We start from the raw sequence: 18,554 nt of genomic DNA, 5'->3' as shown, positions 1-18,554 counted from the left end.
GATTATTTTCTCAATTATACCGCCGATTGCACTTACCGGATGTAATAATTAACAAAACTTCAAAATAACAATTATTTACTTGTGATAGTTATAATGTGGCGGCAACACCGACCTAATCGAAAAAGGGATAATTACCTGAAAAGTAGTTTTTAATCAACTTTTTATGCTGTTGATTAAAAATGGACGGCAATTCATTTTGAGCGAAATATTTTAAAGCTAGCGTTTCTGGACTTATTTTTATTTCGTCTTTTTTTAGATATTTGACAATAAATGCAATTACGATGGCTTGCGCAATGTCATTATTGGGGTAATGCTGTATTTGATTCGTCGAAACTCCTAATAGTGATGTAACTTTAACTTTTAAACCAGTTTCTTCAAGATACTCTCGTTTACATGCTTCTTCTGCAGTTTCTCCAAATTCTAGTGCGCCTCCGGGCAGCCCCCATGAATTGAAGTCAGCTCTTTTTTGCAATAAGATTTCATTATTTTTATTGGTTAAAATGCCACCCGCAAAGGTGAGAATAATTGGATCATGCCCAACTTTTTTTCTTATTTCCGTGATGTAGTCTTTTTTCATTTTGTTCTTTCCGTAAAAATTTATAACTATGCCTTAGTATATTTCAAAATCGCTTTAATTAGACTTCTTCGGAAATTGTTTTAGAGTTTTGGCAATTCATAATTACAAAGCCCACAAATTAAACTTGCTCTTAATTTAAACCTTCTCCGCCGATTGCGATATTTCTCTGCCATTATTTTAAATGTCTTGAACTTAGCATTAATCTGTTCTACTTTAATCCTGACTTTTGATAATTCATGGTTGAACTCTTTATCTGTCTTGGATAATGGCCGTTTCTTTGATTTCTTAATCGGGGTTGTGCTGTTAAAGTGTAATTTTTTAATTCCTTGATATCCACTGTCGGCAATTATACAGTGGTTGCCTGTTACTCTCTTACCTAATGAAGTTTGATATAACTTGAAATCATGAACTGCTCCTTTGGCAAAAGCAATAGCAATAATTTGCATTGTCTTGGCAGCAATTACTATTTGCGTTTTGAGTGCATGCTTTTTATGTTTACCGGTGTAGTATTCTTTTTGCTTTTTTTAGGCCTTTGAATTGGGGAGTCGGTCCCGTCAACGATTAGATAATCACTCTCCATATCGCTGCCAACCAGTTGTTTACGACCGGGTAAGTTGAACTTACCGCTTTTAATTAAAACTTCTTCAGTATGAGTAATAATGTCATGAACAGTTGATTCTGCTAAGTGAAAGTTGACAGCTAAAGACTTCATTGTGATATATTCACGATAGTATTTAAGCATGATTAAGACTTTATCTTCAATTGAAACCTTGCTTTTACGGCCATGATGCGCATGACTGCGGTCATAATCTGCTTTAACCAGGTCACACATAACGGAAAAAGTAGCAGGTTTGACACCAACTAACTGTTTAAAATCCTTAGCGGATAAATTTTTAAAGTCTTCTTGATAGGATAACATTAGGCTTCACACTCCATGAAAGTATTTTATCGCAAAATAAGATAGATTAGCTAGGATAAATTTACTAATTATCGAAGAAGTCTATTAAAACGTTGAATCAGTTTGGATAATTTTTTATAGAAAAAACCTGCTAATGTAATACCATAAGGTATTCATCAACAGGATTGATTGGAGAGCAATAATTCTTGCTAACTAATTATTTTGGAAATTACGCAAAAATTGTCGTGTTTTTTCATTTTGCGGATGATTAAAAATCTGGTCTGGCTTGCCTTCCTCGGCGATAATCCCATCATCAATGAAGATCATCTTGTCAGACACATCGTTAGCAAACCCCATCTCATGGGTAACGATAATCATCGTTAATCCAGTAGTGGCCAGTTGCTTCATAACTGCTAATACTTCACCAACCATTTCGGGGTCAAGTGCACTAGTCGGTTCATCGAATAATAAAATTTCCGGATCCATTGAGATAGCTCGCGCTATTGCCACTCGTTGCTGCTGACCGCCAGACAATTGGTTAGGTCGGGCCTTGATGTAAGGGCCCATGCCGACTTTCTGCAAGTTATCCATGGCGATCTTCTCAGCTTCTTCCTTAGAGCGCTTTAAAACCAATTTTTGACCAACAATACAGTTGTCTAAGACGTTTTTGTTTTCAAATAAATCAAATTGCTGGAAGACCATGCCGACTTTAGCCCGGTAGATATTGCGGTTATAATTAGGTTCTAAGACGTTTTGCCCGTGAAAAGTAATTTTCCCACCGCTGGGTTCCTCTAATAGGTCGATACAGCGCAAGATCGTGGATTTACCGCCACCGGATGGCCCAATAATGGTCACAATCTCACCCCTGTTAACGTCAAAAGAAATATCGTTCAGGACTTGGTGGTCGCCAAAGCTCTTCTTAATGTTAATTAAACTTAAAATATTATTTGTTTCAGACATTACTTTTTACCTCCACATCTGTGGTATTGCCAAATTGTATATGACTAGTAATAAATTTTTCCTTTAAGTTGGATACTGAGGAAATCATTTAGCAGAGATAGTGCTTAGCAAATTGCTCATAAAATTCACAAGCTACTAGATACTGCGGTATATCGACATATTCGTTGATTAAGTGCCCGGATTCGTTTCCTGGCCCGATGACAAAAATGGTTGGCGCATTTGGACTCTGAACAAATTTGGAAGCATCGGTTGTGCCAGTTTCGGTAATCAGCTTGATCGGTTTGTCAGCAATTTTACTTAACAGATTCTGTGCGGTTGTGATGTATTCATTCGTGCTGTCTCCCATAACGGCTTCGCCTTGATAATCGTAATGAATAGTCAGTTTGTGCTTGGGTAACTGATTGACCTCATCCAATACATCTTGTAAGACGGCTTGAATTTCGCTGACTTTGTAGAGGGGATTAATACGAATATTGGCCCGTGCTGCGACTTTACCGGGCATACTGTTGACCTGATCACCGCCAGAAAGCATGGTAACGTTATGCAGAACCGGTCCCAGGGTTTCGTGAACACGGGGCAGATGACGCAGTTTTTGATTGGCTAACTGAATAAAATCCATTAAATTATCAACCGCATTCAGCACGCCAACCTGGTCGGTTCTGACAACTTTTCCGTAAGAAGTCACTGTGTAATCAATATCACCGTTTCCTGCGTATGAAATATTTAGATTGGAATCTTCGCCAATAACCAATACGTCTAAATCATTGACATAACCTTCCTTAGTTAGTTCTTCAGCGCCCCATTGCCCGGTTTCTTCACCCACAGAGGCTAGTAAGCGCAGTTCACCTTTTAATTCTACCTGTTCATCAAGCAAGGTTAAAAACACGCCAATCATACCGGCTAAACCGCTTTTCATATCCGTTGTGCCCCGGCCAAACATTTTACTATCGTGGTCATATAATTTTCCAGAAAAAGGATCGTCATTCCAAGCTGCTTTATCACCTAGATTGACCACATCCATGTGTCCGGAAAAGCCTAGTTTAAACTTTCCGTCAGTTGGCCCAATCGAAATAACAACACTTTCACGGTCACCTTGATAGGGGACACGGGTAAAACGGACAAGATCACCGTAAGGCGCGAATAATTTAGCCAAATAATTAACCACTTGCTTTTCGTGATCATCGATCGTTGGAATTTGAATTAAATCATGTAATAACGAAATTTGTTTTTGCTTATCCATAACTGCTGAATTCTTTCTAATTTTATTTTTCCGATTCATTGATTACGCCTACCATTTGATTAGACATTAAATTGTAGGTCTTGCTTCCATTCATGTGCTTTTCAATTAAGTTGAAAATTCGGGTGATTGTATAAGTAAGGATCAAATAAATTGCGGAAATTGTGAGGTAAGTCGGGAAAAACTTAAAGGTTTGACTGGCAATCGTGCTACCGACGAAGAACAGCTCGGAAACAGAAATAATACTCAGAACAGAAGTATCCTTAATGTTAACGATAAATTCATTGGTAATTGACGGCAGGCAGTTTCTGATTGCCTGTGGCAGAATGATGTGCCACATTCTTTGGCTATGGGTCATACCCAAAGCACTGGCTGCTTCAAACTGTCCTTCCGGGGTTGAGATAATTCCGCCGCGAATAATTTCTGCTAAATAAGCACCGGTATTAATCGAAACAATGATCAGGGCGGCAATTGTTCTGTCCAAATTTAGGTGCCAGAATTGCGCGATCCCGTAATAAATTACGGCAGCCTGGACCATCATTGGCGTTCCCCGGAAAATTTCGATGTAAACTGACAACAGCCACTTAATAAAATTAAGAAACCAGCGTTTACCACGGGTTGAAGGGGTAGGAATGGTTCTAATAATTCCCACAAACAGTCCAATAATAAATCCAGCAATTGTACCAACGAAAGCTAGCAAGAGGGTCATTCCGATCCCGTCTAAAATCATTCCGCCATATTGCTTGAGCATTGCAACCAGCCAGCTCTCATGCTTACCATTTTTCCCTTTCTTAGTGGTATCTGTTTTTGGCTGCTGCTTGATAGCTTCGGTCATTAACTGTTTTCTTTTCTTGGTAGGGATTGTTGCTAGTATTTGGTTAACTTCTTTGCGCAATTTTTGATTTGTCTTGGCAACACCAATGGAAGAAACCATCTGTGCCTTAGTAACGTGAAAACCGTGCATTGGGTTTAAGGGTACAGCCTTGATATCCGGATCAACCATCTTAAAGGAAATTGCTTCAGTTGAATCCGAAATATAACCGTCAATCGTACCGGAAATCAGACTTTGTCTCATTGCAGAAAAGTCCCGCATTGCTGGCTGTTTTTTAGCACCAGGCATCTGGTCGATCAGTTGGTAGTGGAAGGTTCCTTGCTGCGAAGTTAATTTTGCACCCTTGAAATCGGTTAATTTTTTAGCATTAGCGTATCTACTGTTAACTTTAGTAATAACAACAAATATGCCGCTCCAGTAAGGGTTAGTAAAGTCAATTGCCTTCGCCCGTTCAGGAGTAGGGCTCATGCCGGCAATGATCAAATCCGCCTTGCCACTTGTTAAAGCAGGCAGCAAACCGTCCCATTCGGTTTTTAAGACAACCACTTTTTTATGTAATTTGTGACCAATAATTTTAGCAATTTTGACATCATAACCGTTGGCATAAGTATTTGCACCATCAATCGGGACTGCACCGTTAGCGTCGGTAGTTTGCGTCCAGTTATTTGGTGAGTAGTTAGCTTCCATAGCAATTTTGAGTACACCATTATCTTTTTGGGCTGCCTGAATTGGCGCGGCTAGGTTAAATTCAAGTAGTAAGCTTAATATTATGGCAAGCACCGTAGCAATTGCCGAATTATGTCTTGACTTCATTATGAAAACCTCCAAAAATATTTTTCAAATAAAGCGAATACAATCAAACTGAAACAAAAAACCTCGCTGTCTAGGTAACAACGAGGTTTTAACCAATCTCTTTAGACGCTGCCTAGTGTTACGACTAGGACAGTCCACAGAATATTTTTCTGTGGGCCAGCACACATACTACAAACGACTGGTATGTGCATTTCGGCAACAATTCTTTGATTAATCGTCATCACGTTCGTACGCACAGGATTAAATTAGTAATTGTTGCGGTCTCTATTACATTAGAATTTATTTCGTTTAATTAAGAAAAATGATAGGAGTTATTTCCAATTTTGTCAATAATAATATTAGAAAATATTAATAACTTAACTAGAAAAATTTAATCCAAATATTGTTTAGCAAAGCGTTCATAGAACTCACAAGCAGCTAGGTATTCGTCGACGTCAACGTATTCATTTACTTGATGGACGGTTTCGTTGCCGGGACCGACGACGAGCATGGTTGGCGCAGAAGTGCTGTTAACAAATTTAGAGGCGTCGGTTGTACCGGGCTCACCGACTATTTTAACTGGATGGCCCAAAATCTCACCGAGCAAATTTTGGGCAGTCATGACGTCTTGACCATCTGCTTGTCCTTTGACAGCATCACCTACGTAATCATACTGTAATTTAAATTTGTGTTTAGTCATCTGATTAACTTTCGCAACTATTTCTTCTAAAATGGTTTTGAATTTCGTGTGCGGTATAAAATGGGTTGATGCGGATATTACCGCGTGCCGTAACTTTGCCTGGAACGCTGTTGACCTGATCACCGCCAGAAATCATTGTAACGTTGTGAACGACTGGCCCTAGATCAGGATGAATGCGCGGCAGATGGCGCAACTTTTTATTGGCTAAAGTGATGAAATCCATCATGTTGTCCAGTGCGTTGATTCCGTTGCCGGCGCGTGAACTAATTGCCACTTTACCGTAGGAAGTCACGGTATAATCAATATCACCGTTGCTGGCATAAACCACGTTGAGATCAGTGGTATCTTCACCGATTAGTAATAAGTCAAGGTCATCCACGTAACCTTCTTTAGTTAATTCTTCAGCTCCCCATTGACCGGTTTCTTCGCCAACAGAAGCCAGCAGCCGCAGTTCCCCCTGCAGGGGAAAATCTTCTTCGAGTAAAGTCAACATGGTACCGACCATGCCAGCTAGGCCGCTCTTCATATCGGTCGTACCGCGACCGTAAATTTTACTACCATTGTCATATAATTTTCCAGAAAAAGGATTATCATGCCAAGCGGCTGGGTCACCTAGGTTGACTGTATCCATGTGACCGGAAAAACCTAGCTTGAATTTACTGACGCGTGGTCCAATCGAGATGACGGCACTTTCGCGATCACCTCGATAAGGGATGCGCGTGAAGCGAACGCGATTACCATAAGGCGCGAATAATTTTGCTAGGTAATCCACTACCTGCTTTTCGTGATCGTCGATGGTCTCAATCTGAACTAGGTCTTGCAGCATGCTGATTTGTCTATTTTTATTCATTGCTATTCCTCTTTGATTTTATTATTCAGCATAGCAAATTTACTGTGAGTCTACTAGCTTTAGATTGACAAAATGACAGCAGCGAAAAAATTATGTCAATTATCTTCGCTTTAGCTGTAGTTTTATCGCCGGTTAGAAGTTAAGGTGTAAGTTTTGCTTCCATTCATATGCTTTTCAATTAAGTTGAAAATTCGGGTGATTGTATAAGTGAGAACCAAATATATTGTGGAAATCGTGAGGTAGGTTGGGAAAAACTTAAAGGTTTGACTAGCAATCGTTGTCCCGACAAAGAACAGCTCGGAAACAGAAATAATACTCAAAACGGAAGTATCCTTGATGTTAACGATAAATTCATTGGTAATTGACGGCAGGCAATTTCTGATTGCCTGCGGCAGAATGATGTGCCACATTCTTTGATTGTGGGTCATGCCCAGGGCACTGGCTGCTTCAAATTGTCCTTTGGGGATTGAGATAATTCCGCCGCGAATAATTTCTGCTAGGTAAGCACCGGTATTAATTGAAACAATGACCAAAGCGGCAATTGTTCTGTCCAAATTTAGGTGCCAGAATTGTGCGATTCCGTAATAAATCACGGCGGCCTGCACCATCATTGGTGTCCCCCGAAAAATTTCGATATAGACCGACAATAACCATTTAACAAAATTTAGCGCCCAACGTTTAGTGCGGGTTGAAGGGGTAGGAATGGTTCTAATAATTCCCACAAACAGGCCAATAATAAATCCCGTAATGGTGCCAACAAAGGCTAGCAATAGGGTCATTCCGATTCCATCTAAAATCATGCCGCCGTACTGCTGAAGCATGGCAACCAGCCAGCTCTCATGTTTACCATTTTTTTCTTTCTTAGTGGTATCTGTTTTTGGCTGCTGCTTGATAGCTTCTGTCATTAACTGTTTTCTTTTCTTGGCAGGAATCGTTGCTAATATCTGGTTAACTTCCCTACGTAATTTTTGATTTGTCTTGGCAACGCCAACAGAAAAGACCATCTCTGCTTTAGTAACGTGAAAACCGTGCATTGGGTTTAAGGGTACAGCCTTGATACTAGAGTCAACCATCTTAAAGGAAATTGCTTCAGTTGAGTCCGAAACGTAACCGTCAATCGTACCAGAAATCAGACTTTGTCTCATTGCAGAAAAGTCGCGAATTGCCGGTTGTTTGCTGGCACCAGGCAGCTGATCAATCAGCTGGTAATAGAAGGTTCCTTGCTGTGAAGTTAATTTTGCACCCTTGAAATCGGTCAATTTCTTAGCATTAGCATATTTATTGTTAGCCTTAGTAATAACGACAAATATGCCGCTCCAATACGGGTCGGAGAAGTCGATCGCCTTGGCCCGTTCCGGAGTAGGGCTCATCCCGGCAATGATCAGGTCGGCCTTGCCGCTGGTTAAGGCGGGCAGGATTCCATCCCACTCGGTTTTTACGACGACGACCTTTTTATGTAATTTGCGGCCGATAATTTTGGCAATTTTGACATCATAACCGTTGGCATAAGTATTTGCACCATCAATTGGAACAGCACCGTCAGCATCAGTGGTTTGCGTCCAGTTATAAGGTGAATAGTTAGCTTCCATAGCGATTTTAAGTATACCGTTATCTTTTTGGGCTGCCTGAATTGGCGCGGCAAGACTAAATTCAAGTAGCAAACATAATATTATGGCAATCACCGTAGCAATTGTTGCTCTGTGTCTTGACTTCATTATGAAAACCTCCAAAAATATTTTCCAAATAAAGCGGATACAATCAAATTGAGACAAAAAACCTCGTTGTCAGGTAACAACGAGGTCTTAACCAATCTCTTTAAACGAATCATATAGCGCTCCCTAGTGTTACGACTAGGACAGTCCACAGAATATGTTCCTGTGACCCAACACGCATACTACAAACGACTAGTATGTGTATTTCGGCAGCAATTCTTAGGTTAATCGTCATCACGTTCGTGCGCTCAGGATTAAATTGGTAATTGCTGCAACCTCTATTACATTAGAATTTATTTTTGTTTAGTTAAAGAAAATGATAGTAGCTATTCTTAGCTCTGTCAATAATAATATTAGAAAATATTAATAGCTCGACTGCAACATTTTGACTTAATTATTGCTTGGCAAGACGTTCATAAACTCACAAGTTGGTATGTAAATGTATTCGCTTACTCAGCAAAGACAGCTTTGTTGCCGAAATTGATAACCAACATCGCTTGTACAGGTGTGCTGCTGGCAAAATGCAAAAAACAAATGAAAATTATTTAAATTTTTGTTGACAAAAGCTTGAACAATGCTTAAAATATTTTTAATATTTATCAGGCGACGAAAAGAAGAGTATGGTTGCAGGCGGCGTAAATAGAGAGTTCCGGTGCTGAAAAGGAACCGCAGGCACAACCAGAAAGTAACTTTGAGCTATATTGTGAAATTAAAGTAGCAAATATTGGTGACACCCATTATCGTGTTAGCGTATCGCAGTTTTGCCGTACGTGAAGTGATTGTTATTTGGTGTTATTAGCTGAATAACAGTAAGATAGGTGGTACCGTGTTAAAAGCACCCTTGATTTTAGATCAAGGGTGCTTTTTTATTGCTAAAATGCGCAATAAGATTGTCACATGAAAATATGTAATTGAATTTGGAATTGATTAAGAGGAGAGAATAAAGCATGGATGAATTTGAGCAAGATTTAAATAAAAAACCGTTAACGATTAAACAATATTTAATTATTGCCTCGTTGTTGTTTGGCTTGTTTTTTGGTGCAGGAAATTTAATTTTTCCGGTCCACTTGGGACAGCTGTCTGGGGCTAATTGGGTGCCGGCAACGATTGGTTTTTTGGTAACCGCCGTGATTTTGCCGCTGCTGTCAGTCTTGGCAATTAGCGCCATTCACGCTAAAGGTGTTTATGACATTGGCCGGCCGCTAGGTGCGGGCTTCGCGGTAATTTTTATGGTTTTGGTACATTTGACCTTGGGGCCGCTATTTGCAACTCCGCGTACGGCCAGTGTTTCGTTTACGGTTGGCATTCAGCCAATTCTGCCGCAATCCTGGGCTAAAGGTGGGTTGTTAATCTATTCCGCACTCTTCTTCATTTGTGCATTTTTAATTTCCTATACCGAATCAAATATTTTGACGGCTGTCGGTAAAATATTAAACCCACTGTTTCTTCTGCTTTTATTTATTGTCTTCTTGCTGGGTTTCATCTCACCAATGGGCAGAGCTGCCAGCCAAAGTGTAACGCCAGATTATTTGAAGGCGCCGTTTATCAACGGATTTTTGCAGGGCTATAATACGATGGATGCGATTGCCGGTTTAGCTTTCGGCGTTACGATTGTTTCGGCAATTAAGCAAATGGGCAAAACTACCGCCAAAAGTATTTCCAAGATAACCGCTAAGGCCGGGGTTTTATCAGTTTCCTTGATTGGTCTAATCTATATCGTCCTAATTTGGCTCGGTGCAACCAGTTTGGCGCAATTCAAGCCATCGCCAGACGGCGGGATTTTGTTCAACCAGTTAATTACCTATTATTTGGGCAGCATTGGGCATGCTCTGCTTGCGGCTTTGGTTGTTGTTACTTGTTTGACAACAGCGGTTGGCTTGATTGCCGCCTTTGCCCAAGATTTTCACCGCAGTTTTCCTAAATTAAGCTACCGCACATGGTTAACTTTAATGACTTTCGTCTCATTTTTATCTGCGAATATGGGACTTGACACGATTATTTCTTGGTCAACGCCGATGCTGATGTTTATTTATCCGATTGCGATTGTTTTGATTTTGCTGGCAATTACCTCGTCGCTGTTTCAAACTGACCCGGTTGTTTATTTCTGGACGATTTTATTTACAATTGTTCCGGCATTCTTTGACATGATGGCGTCATTTCCGCCGGTAATCAGTCAGACAAGTTGGGCACTGCAGCTCAAAGCATTTCAGTTAAAAGCCTTTCCGTTTGCGGCTGTCGGCATGGATTGGCTCATTCCGGCTTTGATTGGTCTAGCAATTGGGTTAGCTTGTCACTTTTACCGTAAGAATAAATTAGCTAAAAACTAAATATTTTTGGGAAGTCCGTGTTAGAAGGCATAGGCTTCTTTTTTGACTTATAAAGTTTACAAATGTAAACTTTAAAGAAGAGTAGAAGAAATGAGGACGAGTAAGTGAAAAAGATGAACGACCACGAGAACATGGAAATGGATCACGAAATGCACGATCATCAGGGGATAAATATGGACCACGGAATGCAGATGGGTCACGAGATGCATGATCATCATGACATGATGATGGACATAGGACACGGCGATATGATGATGCATGGCGGGCACATGATGCATATGGGCAATCTGAAACGGAAATTTTGGGTTTCGCTGATTTTATCGCTGCCAATTTTGTTTTTAGCACCAGCGATGGGTGTGCATCTGCCATTTCAGTTTTCCTTTACGGGATCAAATTGGGTGGTGCTGCTGTTTGCCACGATTTTGTTCTTTTATGGCGGTGAACCTTTTTTAAAAGGTGCCGGGTATGAATTAAAAGATAAGCATCCCGAAATGATGACACTGGTGGCTTTGGGCATAACTACTTCCTATATTTATAGTCTTTACGCTTTTGTTCAAAACGATCTTCTTCATAGCAGTATGCACGTCATGGATTTCTTTTGGGAACTGGCAACGCTGATTTTGATTATGCTGCTGGGTCACTGGATTGAAATGAATTCGATGATGAAGGCCGATAGTTCGGTTAATGATCTGGCCAAATTACTGCCGGATAGAGTTCACGTGCAGGCCGACGGCAAAATTACGGATGTGCCGATTAATAACGTTAAAAAAGATACAACCATTTTAGTTAAAGCCGGTGAAAGTATTCCGCTTGACGGCGTCGTCTTAGCCGGTGAAAGTAACGTCAATGAGTCGCTGGTAACAGGCGAGGCAAGGGCAGTCACCCGCAAGAAAAATGACAAAGTTGTTGGCGGCGCAATCAACGGTGCCGGCACACTGACCGTGAAAGTGACCAGTGCCGCCAATTCTGGTTTTCTGGCAAATGTCAATAAGCTTGTTCAAGAATCGCAAATGAATAAGTCAAAGCTACAATCACTGGCTGATAAGGTTTCCGGCTGGCTGTTTTATGCGGCGCTAGTTTTCGGAATTATTGCCTTGATTGTTTGGGCCAGCATCAATGGTATTGCCGACGGCTTGGAGCGGATGGTGACTGTTTTAGTAATTGCTTGTCCGCACGCTCTGGGCCTGGCAATTCCTCTGGTTAATGCGAAAAGCACTTCGTTAGGTGCGCGCAACGGTCTGTTGGTGCGCAACCGCAACGTGATTGATGCCAGTTCTAAAATTAACTACCTGCTGCTGGATAAAACTGGCACTTTGACTGAAGGTAAATTTACTGTGCGTGAGTATCAGACACTGAATTCACAAATCAGTAAGCAGCAATTGCTGCAGCTGATTGCCTCGCTAGAACAAAGTTCAACGCACCCAATTGCCCAAAGCATTTTGCAGTATGCCAAACAAGAAAAAATTACGCTGCTTGGCCTTTCTGCCAGTAAAAATTTGGCAGGCCAGGGTGTCAGCGGCGTAATCAACGGTGCAGATTACCAATTGGTTAACGAAAAAAGCGCACGGCAGCAGGTCAAGGAATTTCCGAAGATTAATGTTTCTTCCTATACGGTCAGTTACTTATTGCAAGACGGCCAGCTGCTTGGCTATATTGCAGTCGGCGACGAAATTAAGCCTTCGGCCTACCAATTAATTAAGCAGATTAAGAAATTAAACATCATCCCGGTAATGCTGACAGGAGACAACCAGCAAGCCGCACAAAAAATTGCCGCTAAGTTGGGCATTAACGAGGTCAGGGCAGAATTACTGCCAACCGACAAGCAAAAAGTTGTTACCGAGTTGCAGGCTAAAGGAAATAAGGTAATGATGGTCGGCGACGGGATTAACGATGCCCCAAGTCTAGCCAAGGCTGATATTGGGGTGGCGATTGGTGCCGGAACAGATGTAGCAATTGATTCGGCCGATGTCATTTTGGTTAATAGCAACCCGCTGGATATCATTAACTTCTTAAAGTTAGCCAAAAATACGCACAGAAAAACCGTTCAAAATTTGTGGTGGGGCGCAGGCTACAATATCGTGGCAATTCCACTCGCAGCGGGTATTTTGGCACCGCTGGGTTTGGTATTAGATCCGGCAGTGGGAGCGATTTTGATGTCGCTGTCAACCGTGATTGTGGCAATTAATGCCGAAACACTGAAAATATAAATGATTTAATTTTGTATCGTTCATCATGTGGGATGGGCGATATTTTTTGTCGGTGTGCCAATTCATACTTGGACAAAATTTTTTGTTATGATACAAGTTAGATTTAACTGATTGGCAGGAGTTTAACAATGAAAGATTTAAAAAATTTGGTACCAGTTTTAATACATGAACTGCGGGGCGTGCACCAGGTCGTCGTGCAAAACGGCAGTATTACGGACACAAGCATTTATGCCTTGCAGCTGCTAAAACACGGAACTGATACAGTTGTACTGCAGGCAGATAGGAATGAAGATGAGGTAATTACCAATTTTGCTAAAAAAACCGGCCCCAGATTGTTATTAAGCGGCGTTCATTCTGGCGGAACGGCCGGCGGACACACGCAGACCTGGGAATTTGCGGGACTTTTCGGTCAAAATAAGTGGTTTGTGGGCGTAAAGTGGAAATTAGATCGCAATGATGCGGGCTTAACCGCTGAAAATAAGAAGCGCTATTGGACCAGTCAGATTGCCCGTGTGCCTTTTGCTAGTGAAACATATCGTTCACATCTTAGTCTGCCGCGCCTCTCTTCTCTGAATCAGGCAGGCTGTAATTATGGGGATGAGAAAGTACCATACGGTTCCGTGGCCTATCCTGGTGTCGTTTTGCGAAGAGTGGAAGCAGCAGTTTCACCCGATTACAAGTGGTTTTTAATTGCAAGCATTGATTATGAAGGCACTGGGCATTTTGGTTTGTATCGCTTAGCCGACATTAATGCTGTTCTTGATGATGCCGAAGAAAGTAATGCCTACGTGTCAATTGCCGAATTGCCGTGTTATGGAGCGTTTATGATTCACGGCTTGACGGATTCACTTGCAGGCATCGGCTCAATTCAGGGCTATGATCTAGATGAGGACTGCAACATTTATATTTCAAGTGAATTTTCTCCTGTCACGGGGTCAGCGATCAGCAAAAACCGCAAAATTGTCAAAATTCCTTGGGGCGTGGATGAAAATAATAGCGAGCTCTGGGAACGCCTTGATTTAAATGCGGTTAATGACTGCAATAATGCTGGCACGACTTTAGATGTGAGCGGTTATGCGACTGAGTTTGAAAGTGTACAGGTGCTTGCTGCTAATGATCTGTATTTGACAGTTTCTTATCACGAAGTTGGGCCGGGAACGACCCTGTTTAGTCGAATTTATGAGATCAAGTGGTAAGGAACGATTAATGTCATTACCACTTAAAGCAGATTATTTTAAGTATGGGTTATTTTTAAAAAATATTTGGATGAGCAAGATTAAATACAAATATATTATTTAATCTGTTATAATTAATCATGAACACAGCGAAAAGTTTTAAGGGTAGTGGTCATTTTTCTAGAAAAGGAGGAGGTGCCGATGGTACGAAAATCCAAAGAAAGGAATTTGACTAGTAGATGTCACCGATATATTGGCAACGTTGTTTGCCTTTGGCTCGTTTTTATTGATGTTGTTGACGTATATCGACAACCATCATGGAAAATGACGACACTAAACATACTAACCTAGTAGTGGGTCGATATTCGACGGAATATTGATTCACTGCTTTTTCTTTGTTTTAAAATTGAAGCAGGGTTGAAGTTAATATGCCCTGTAGCTTTTTGACGCTTATACTTAATCAAGTATTTGACGCCCCACACTAAACTGACAACTTCATCATTTAAACTAAAATCTCTTCGTAGTATGTTGGCACTTGATGTCCGGTATAGAAAATTAGATACAGTTTAACTTGATCTAGCTTTTAACTTCTTCCTGCACAATTAAGTTAGTAGGAGGCCTTTTAGGATGAAAAATGTAGTTGTAGTTGGAATTGATGTTAGCAGCCGTAAATCTGCTGTTTGTATTATGATTAATAAGCTTGCCATCAAACAATTTGATATTACCAATGATGCCATTGGCTTTAAACAATTGCTTGACGAACTGGAATTTTATCAAGAACAACCGCAAATCGTTTTTGAAGCGACAGGTGTTTATTCCTGCAGATTGCAAGCTTTTCTTAACCACCACAATTATCGCTATACTATGCTTAATCCCCTTAAAGCTAAGCTGCAATTGAATCAATTCAGAAAGAGTAAAACAGATCAGCACGATGCGCGCGATTTGGCTTACTCACAGTTTATTTACCACCGTGCACCAACTTACTTACAAAATCCTAACTATCAGCAGTTGGGTGCCATGAGCCGTTTTTATGAGCAATTAACTCATGATTTCGTTTCAGCTAAGAATCGTTTACATCGGGTTTTACAGTTTATCTTTCCTGAATTAGAAACTATTACCAGCACAACTAATGGGTTAAATTATTGGCGTTATGTCCAAGCTTTTACTCATCCACAAGTTGTTAAAAATTTGGGCTATGATGCCATCGTAAAATGCTTATTGAATTTCCACGGTATTGGCAAACATCGGGCTGACAAATTAGCTAACCGCTTAATTGAATTAGCTGACAAAGCCTATCCTACAGTCGATAAAGATACTTTTGAGGTTGAGGAAGCCAGATACTATGCTCAAAGATTAATGTTATTAAACAGGCAACGCAAACAAATAATTCAAAAAATGGTTGAGTTAGCGGCTAAACTGCCTAAAAATGACTTAAAAATATTAAAAAGTATTCCCGGAATTTCTGAAATTACGGCAGTAAGACTGTTAGGTGAATTAGGCGACATTAGACGTTTTCGGAATCCTAATGCTTTAAATGCCTTTGTTGGTTTAGACTTGCGCCATTATCAGTCAGGTGAAATGGAGCTTACTGATCATATCAGTAAACGTGGCAACCCAATTGGCCGTAAAATTCTTTATCATACAATCGGACAAATTGATTCAGTTAGGCACTATGAGCCTTGTCATATTGCGGATTATTACGAAAAGAAAAAACGATCTTCCCAAAGCAAAAGCTTCAAGAAAATCGCCATCGCAGCAGTCCACAAACTAACAAGGACTATCTACTATTTGATTGTGCATGACCAATTATATGATTATAGCGTAGTCAAAAAATAATAGGGCTTTAACTAGAATCACTGGTCACAAGATAACTATAACAGCTTAGTTCAAAAATGCAATTGGTCTAAGCTTATTTGTTTTACGTTTTATCCTTCCCAAATAAAGCTATTCAAACTAATTTTAGAGGCTTTCCAATGAAAACATTAATTGATTCCTTCTTACACTTGACTTTGGGTAGAAAAAAGCTACCTCAATTTAACTTTGGGAGTTATAAGGTAGCTTTTAGTTACTGTTATATTGACCACCGCTCTTTAAGCGGAAGCTGTAGTTCAAAAAGATGTCCCCTTTTGTATTGGGGCTTCTTTTTTTGTCTACATCAGTATTGTAACATGATTCGATTTAGAAAAGTATATTCTTGATTGAAAACTTGTTAAATCCTGATGTAATATAATGGCTGCTTTGCTATAATTAATCATGAACACAGCAAAGAGTTTTAAGGGTAGTGGTCATTTTTCTAGAAAAGGAGAGGGTGCCGATGGTACGAAAATCCAAAGAAAGGAATTTGACAGGTGAGTGTCACCGATATATTGGCAACATTGTTTGCCTTTGGCTCGTTTTTATTGATGTTGTTGACATATATCGACAACCATCATGGGAAATGACGACACTAAAAAGCTACCTTATATTAACTTTGGCAGGTTATAGGTAGCTTCTTAGTTAAACTATAATTGACCACCGCTCTTTAAGCGGAAGCTGTAGTTCGAAAGATGTCCCCTTTTGTACTGGGGCTTCTTTTTTTGTCTACACCAATATTGTAACATGAATCAACTTTGATAAGTAGATTTATGATTAAAAATGAAGTTTCTCTTTTGCCTACACGCAGACTGTAATATGATTCCGCTTGGCTAGATAGATTTTTAATTTATTTATGTATTAATATTTTGGTATTATGAACGATTTTGAACAATTATGAATGATTTTGAACGGAAAACAGGCATCTTTTACTGCAAGTGTTCACACAAACGATTCAAAATTAAGAACCAAACAAATTTTTTTGTGAAGAGAAATGTGTGGAACTCAAAGCGAACTGAAATTATAAAATCATACTTAAGGCTAGTATAGCCGTCTGTGATGTAAATTATTTTCTACTAAATTTAAATTTTTTGTTTATTCTTAAAAGTCAATTTTCTTAATCACAAGATAAAATTTATAAAATTATATAAAACTATTTTTCAGCTATCACAAGGTTACTAATAATATTTTTATTTTAGCGATTTACTAAGCCAAATATAAATGTTAGTTTGTTATCTTAAAAAAATAAAAATATGAGAGCTTTTTGCAAAAAGCTCTAGCATAAGCGCTTTTTAACTACAGTTAATCATTATCTTTTGCCCTTTTAGCTTAAATATGATAATAAATTTAAATGAAAGCATTTACTTCAGCCAGTAATTAAAGTAAAATAGATAAATAGAATTTGTGTAAAGTAAATAGCAAAATAGAAATATTTGACACCTTGAAAGGAGGGATAGCCCCAGAATTGAAGAACGGGCATTAATCATTAAAGTTATTTTTACCGAACATGAGAGGCAACTAACTTAGTTGCCTCCTTTCCTTTATATACGGCAAAACCTGGTTAATTTCGAACTGATTGAGTAGGCTTTTTAAGTATAATAATTATTTTGCCAAGAATGCTGCCTTTATTTTAAAAATTGTTCGTAATATAAACGGATATAGGCTATAATTTAATTCAAACGTTTATAATTTTTGGAGGATTACAGAATGAGTAAAAGTAAAGAAGCATTATTGATTATTGACTATACTTACGACTTTATTGATGATCACGGAGCGTTAACTTGCGGGAAGGCGGGGCAGGACTGTGAAGACACGATTATTAAGTTGGCCAATGAATTTGTGGTCAATGATAATTATGTCATTTTGCCGACAGATTGTCATAAATTGAATGACCCGTTTCATCCCGAAAGCAAGTTGTTCCCGCCTCACAATATTGAGGGGACCAGCGGACGGGATTTTTACGGAAAATTGAAGATCTGGTATGAAGAAAATTCCACTAAGAACAATGTTTGGGCAATGCCCAAAACACGTTACAGTTCATTTGTCGGCACCAACTTGGATCTTGATTTGCGGATGCGAGGTGTTGAGACCGTCCATTTAGTTGGCACCTGCACCGATATTTGCGTTTTGCAAACGGCAATCTATGCTTATAATTTGGGCTACAAAATTGTGGTGCATCAGGATGGCGTTGCTGGGACTTCACCGGAAAATCATCAGTTTGCGCTTGCAAATATGAAAAATAATTTAGGTGCAACAATTATTTAGAGAGCAAAACAGCACAGCTAACTTGAAAAAGAGCCAGCTGCGCTATTTTTAATGTGCGCAATGATTTTTACCGTAATTAGTGCTGCATTTGCAGGCTACATTCAACGACCTTTTTTCCTTTGCTGTTTTTTGGGAAAACATAAAATATTTCCCTTCTATTTGGGTTTAAAA

At 39.7% G+C, this 18,554-nt stretch carries 15 protein-coding genes; 6 read left to right on the top strand and 9 right to left on the bottom strand.

Annotated elements, in window-relative coordinates:
* Positions 1-112: 112 nt before the first annotated feature.
* The 9 genes from PT285_RS06300 to PT285_RS06260 all read right to left on the bottom strand — a co-directional run bounded on the left by PT285_RS06300 (position 113) and on the right by PT285_RS06260 (position 8,561).
* Positions 113-577, bottom strand: a complete 465-nt coding sequence (locus tag PT285_RS06300) for an NUDIX hydrolase (protein ID WP_277148813.1) — start codon at positions 575-577, stop codon at positions 113-115.
* Positions 578-657: 80 nt separating this feature from the next.
* On the bottom strand, positions 658-1,038 hold the full coding sequence (locus tag PT285_RS06295) for a transposase family protein (protein ID WP_277150540.1): 381 nt from the start codon (positions 1,036-1,038) through the stop codon (positions 658-660).
* A gap of 2 nt (positions 1,039-1,040) precedes the next feature.
* The gene (locus PT285_RS06290) at positions 1,041-1,496 is read right to left on the bottom strand and encodes a transposase family protein (protein ID WP_277148811.1); all 456 of its coding nucleotides are present in this window, start codon (positions 1,494-1,496) and stop codon (positions 1,041-1,043) included.
* A 192-nt stretch (positions 1,497-1,688) separates the two neighbouring features.
* Entirely contained in the window at positions 1,689-2,435 is a 747-nt protein-coding gene (locus PT285_RS06285; RefSeq protein ID WP_277148809.1) for an amino acid ABC transporter ATP-binding protein, read from the bottom strand.
* Between the two features lie 88 nt (positions 2,436-2,523).
* Positions 2,524-3,714, bottom strand: a complete 1,191-nt coding sequence (locus PT285_RS06280; RefSeq protein WP_277148807.1) for an ArgE/DapE family deacylase — start codon at positions 3,712-3,714, stop codon at positions 2,524-2,526.
* Positions 3,698-5,317, bottom strand: a complete 1,620-nt coding sequence (locus PT285_RS06275) for an ABC transporter substrate-binding protein/permease (RefSeq protein ID WP_277148805.1) — start codon at positions 5,315-5,317, stop codon at positions 3,698-3,700. Before PT285_RS06275 ends, PT285_RS06280 begins: the two co-directional genes overlap by 17 nt.
* A gap of 370 nt (positions 5,318-5,687) precedes the next feature.
* Entirely contained in the window at positions 5,688-5,996 is a 309-nt protein-coding gene (locus tag PT285_RS06270; RefSeq protein WP_277148803.1) for a M20/M25/M40 family metallo-hydrolase, read from the bottom strand.
* 4 nt (positions 5,997-6,000) lie between these two features.
* Positions 6,001-6,846 (bottom strand): M20/M25/M40 family metallo-hydrolase, encoded by an 846-nt coding sequence (locus tag PT285_RS06265; protein ID WP_277148801.1) that lies wholly within the window; start codon positions 6,844-6,846, stop codon positions 6,001-6,003.
* Positions 6,847-6,968: 122 nt separating this feature from the next.
* Positions 6,969-8,561, bottom strand: coding sequence for an ABC transporter substrate-binding protein/permease (locus PT285_RS06260; protein WP_277148799.1), 1,593 nt, complete (start codon positions 8,559-8,561; stop codon positions 6,969-6,971).
* Between the two features lie 944 nt (positions 8,562-9,505).
* Here PT285_RS06260 and brnQ point away from each other — a divergent pair.
* From brnQ to PT285_RS06235, 6 genes are all read left to right on the top strand, one after another.
* Positions 9,506-10,885 (top strand): branched-chain amino acid transport system II carrier protein, encoded by a 1,380-nt coding sequence (brnQ, locus tag PT285_RS06255; protein WP_277148797.1) that lies wholly within the window; start codon positions 9,506-9,508, stop codon positions 10,883-10,885.
* 113 nt (positions 10,886-10,998) lie between these two features.
* Entirely contained in the window at positions 10,999-13,092 is a 2,094-nt protein-coding gene (locus PT285_RS06250) for a copper-translocating P-type ATPase (RefSeq protein WP_277150633.1), read from the top strand.
* A gap of 128 nt (positions 13,093-13,220) precedes the next feature.
* A complete protein-coding gene (locus PT285_RS06245; protein ID WP_277148795.1) occupies positions 13,221-14,288 on the top strand; it encodes a helveticin J family class III bacteriocin in 1,068 nt (355 codons plus the stop codon).
* Positions 14,289-14,894: 606 nt separating this feature from the next.
* A complete protein-coding gene (locus tag PT285_RS06240) occupies positions 14,895-16,103 on the top strand; it encodes an IS110 family transposase (protein WP_277148793.1) in 1,209 nt (402 codons plus the stop codon).
* Between the two features lie 512 nt (positions 16,104-16,615).
* On the top strand, positions 16,616-16,708 hold the full coding sequence (locus PT285_RS11440) for a putative holin-like toxin (protein WP_374211455.1): 93 nt from the start codon (positions 16,616-16,618) through the stop codon (positions 16,706-16,708).
* A 1,117-nt stretch (positions 16,709-17,825) separates the two neighbouring features.
* Positions 17,826-18,383, top strand: a complete 558-nt coding sequence (locus tag PT285_RS06235) for a cysteine hydrolase family protein (protein ID WP_277148791.1) — start codon at positions 17,826-17,828, stop codon at positions 18,381-18,383.
* Positions 18,384-18,554: the final 171 nt, after the last annotated feature.

It is taken from the genome of Lactobacillus sp. ESL0791 (genome assembly GCF_029433255.1).
GTDB lineage: Bacteria > Bacillota > Bacilli > Lactobacillales > Lactobacillaceae > Lactobacillus.
The sequence above is the reverse complement of the archived record's forward strand: the minus strand, read 5'-3'. Positions and strand labels throughout refer to the sequence as shown.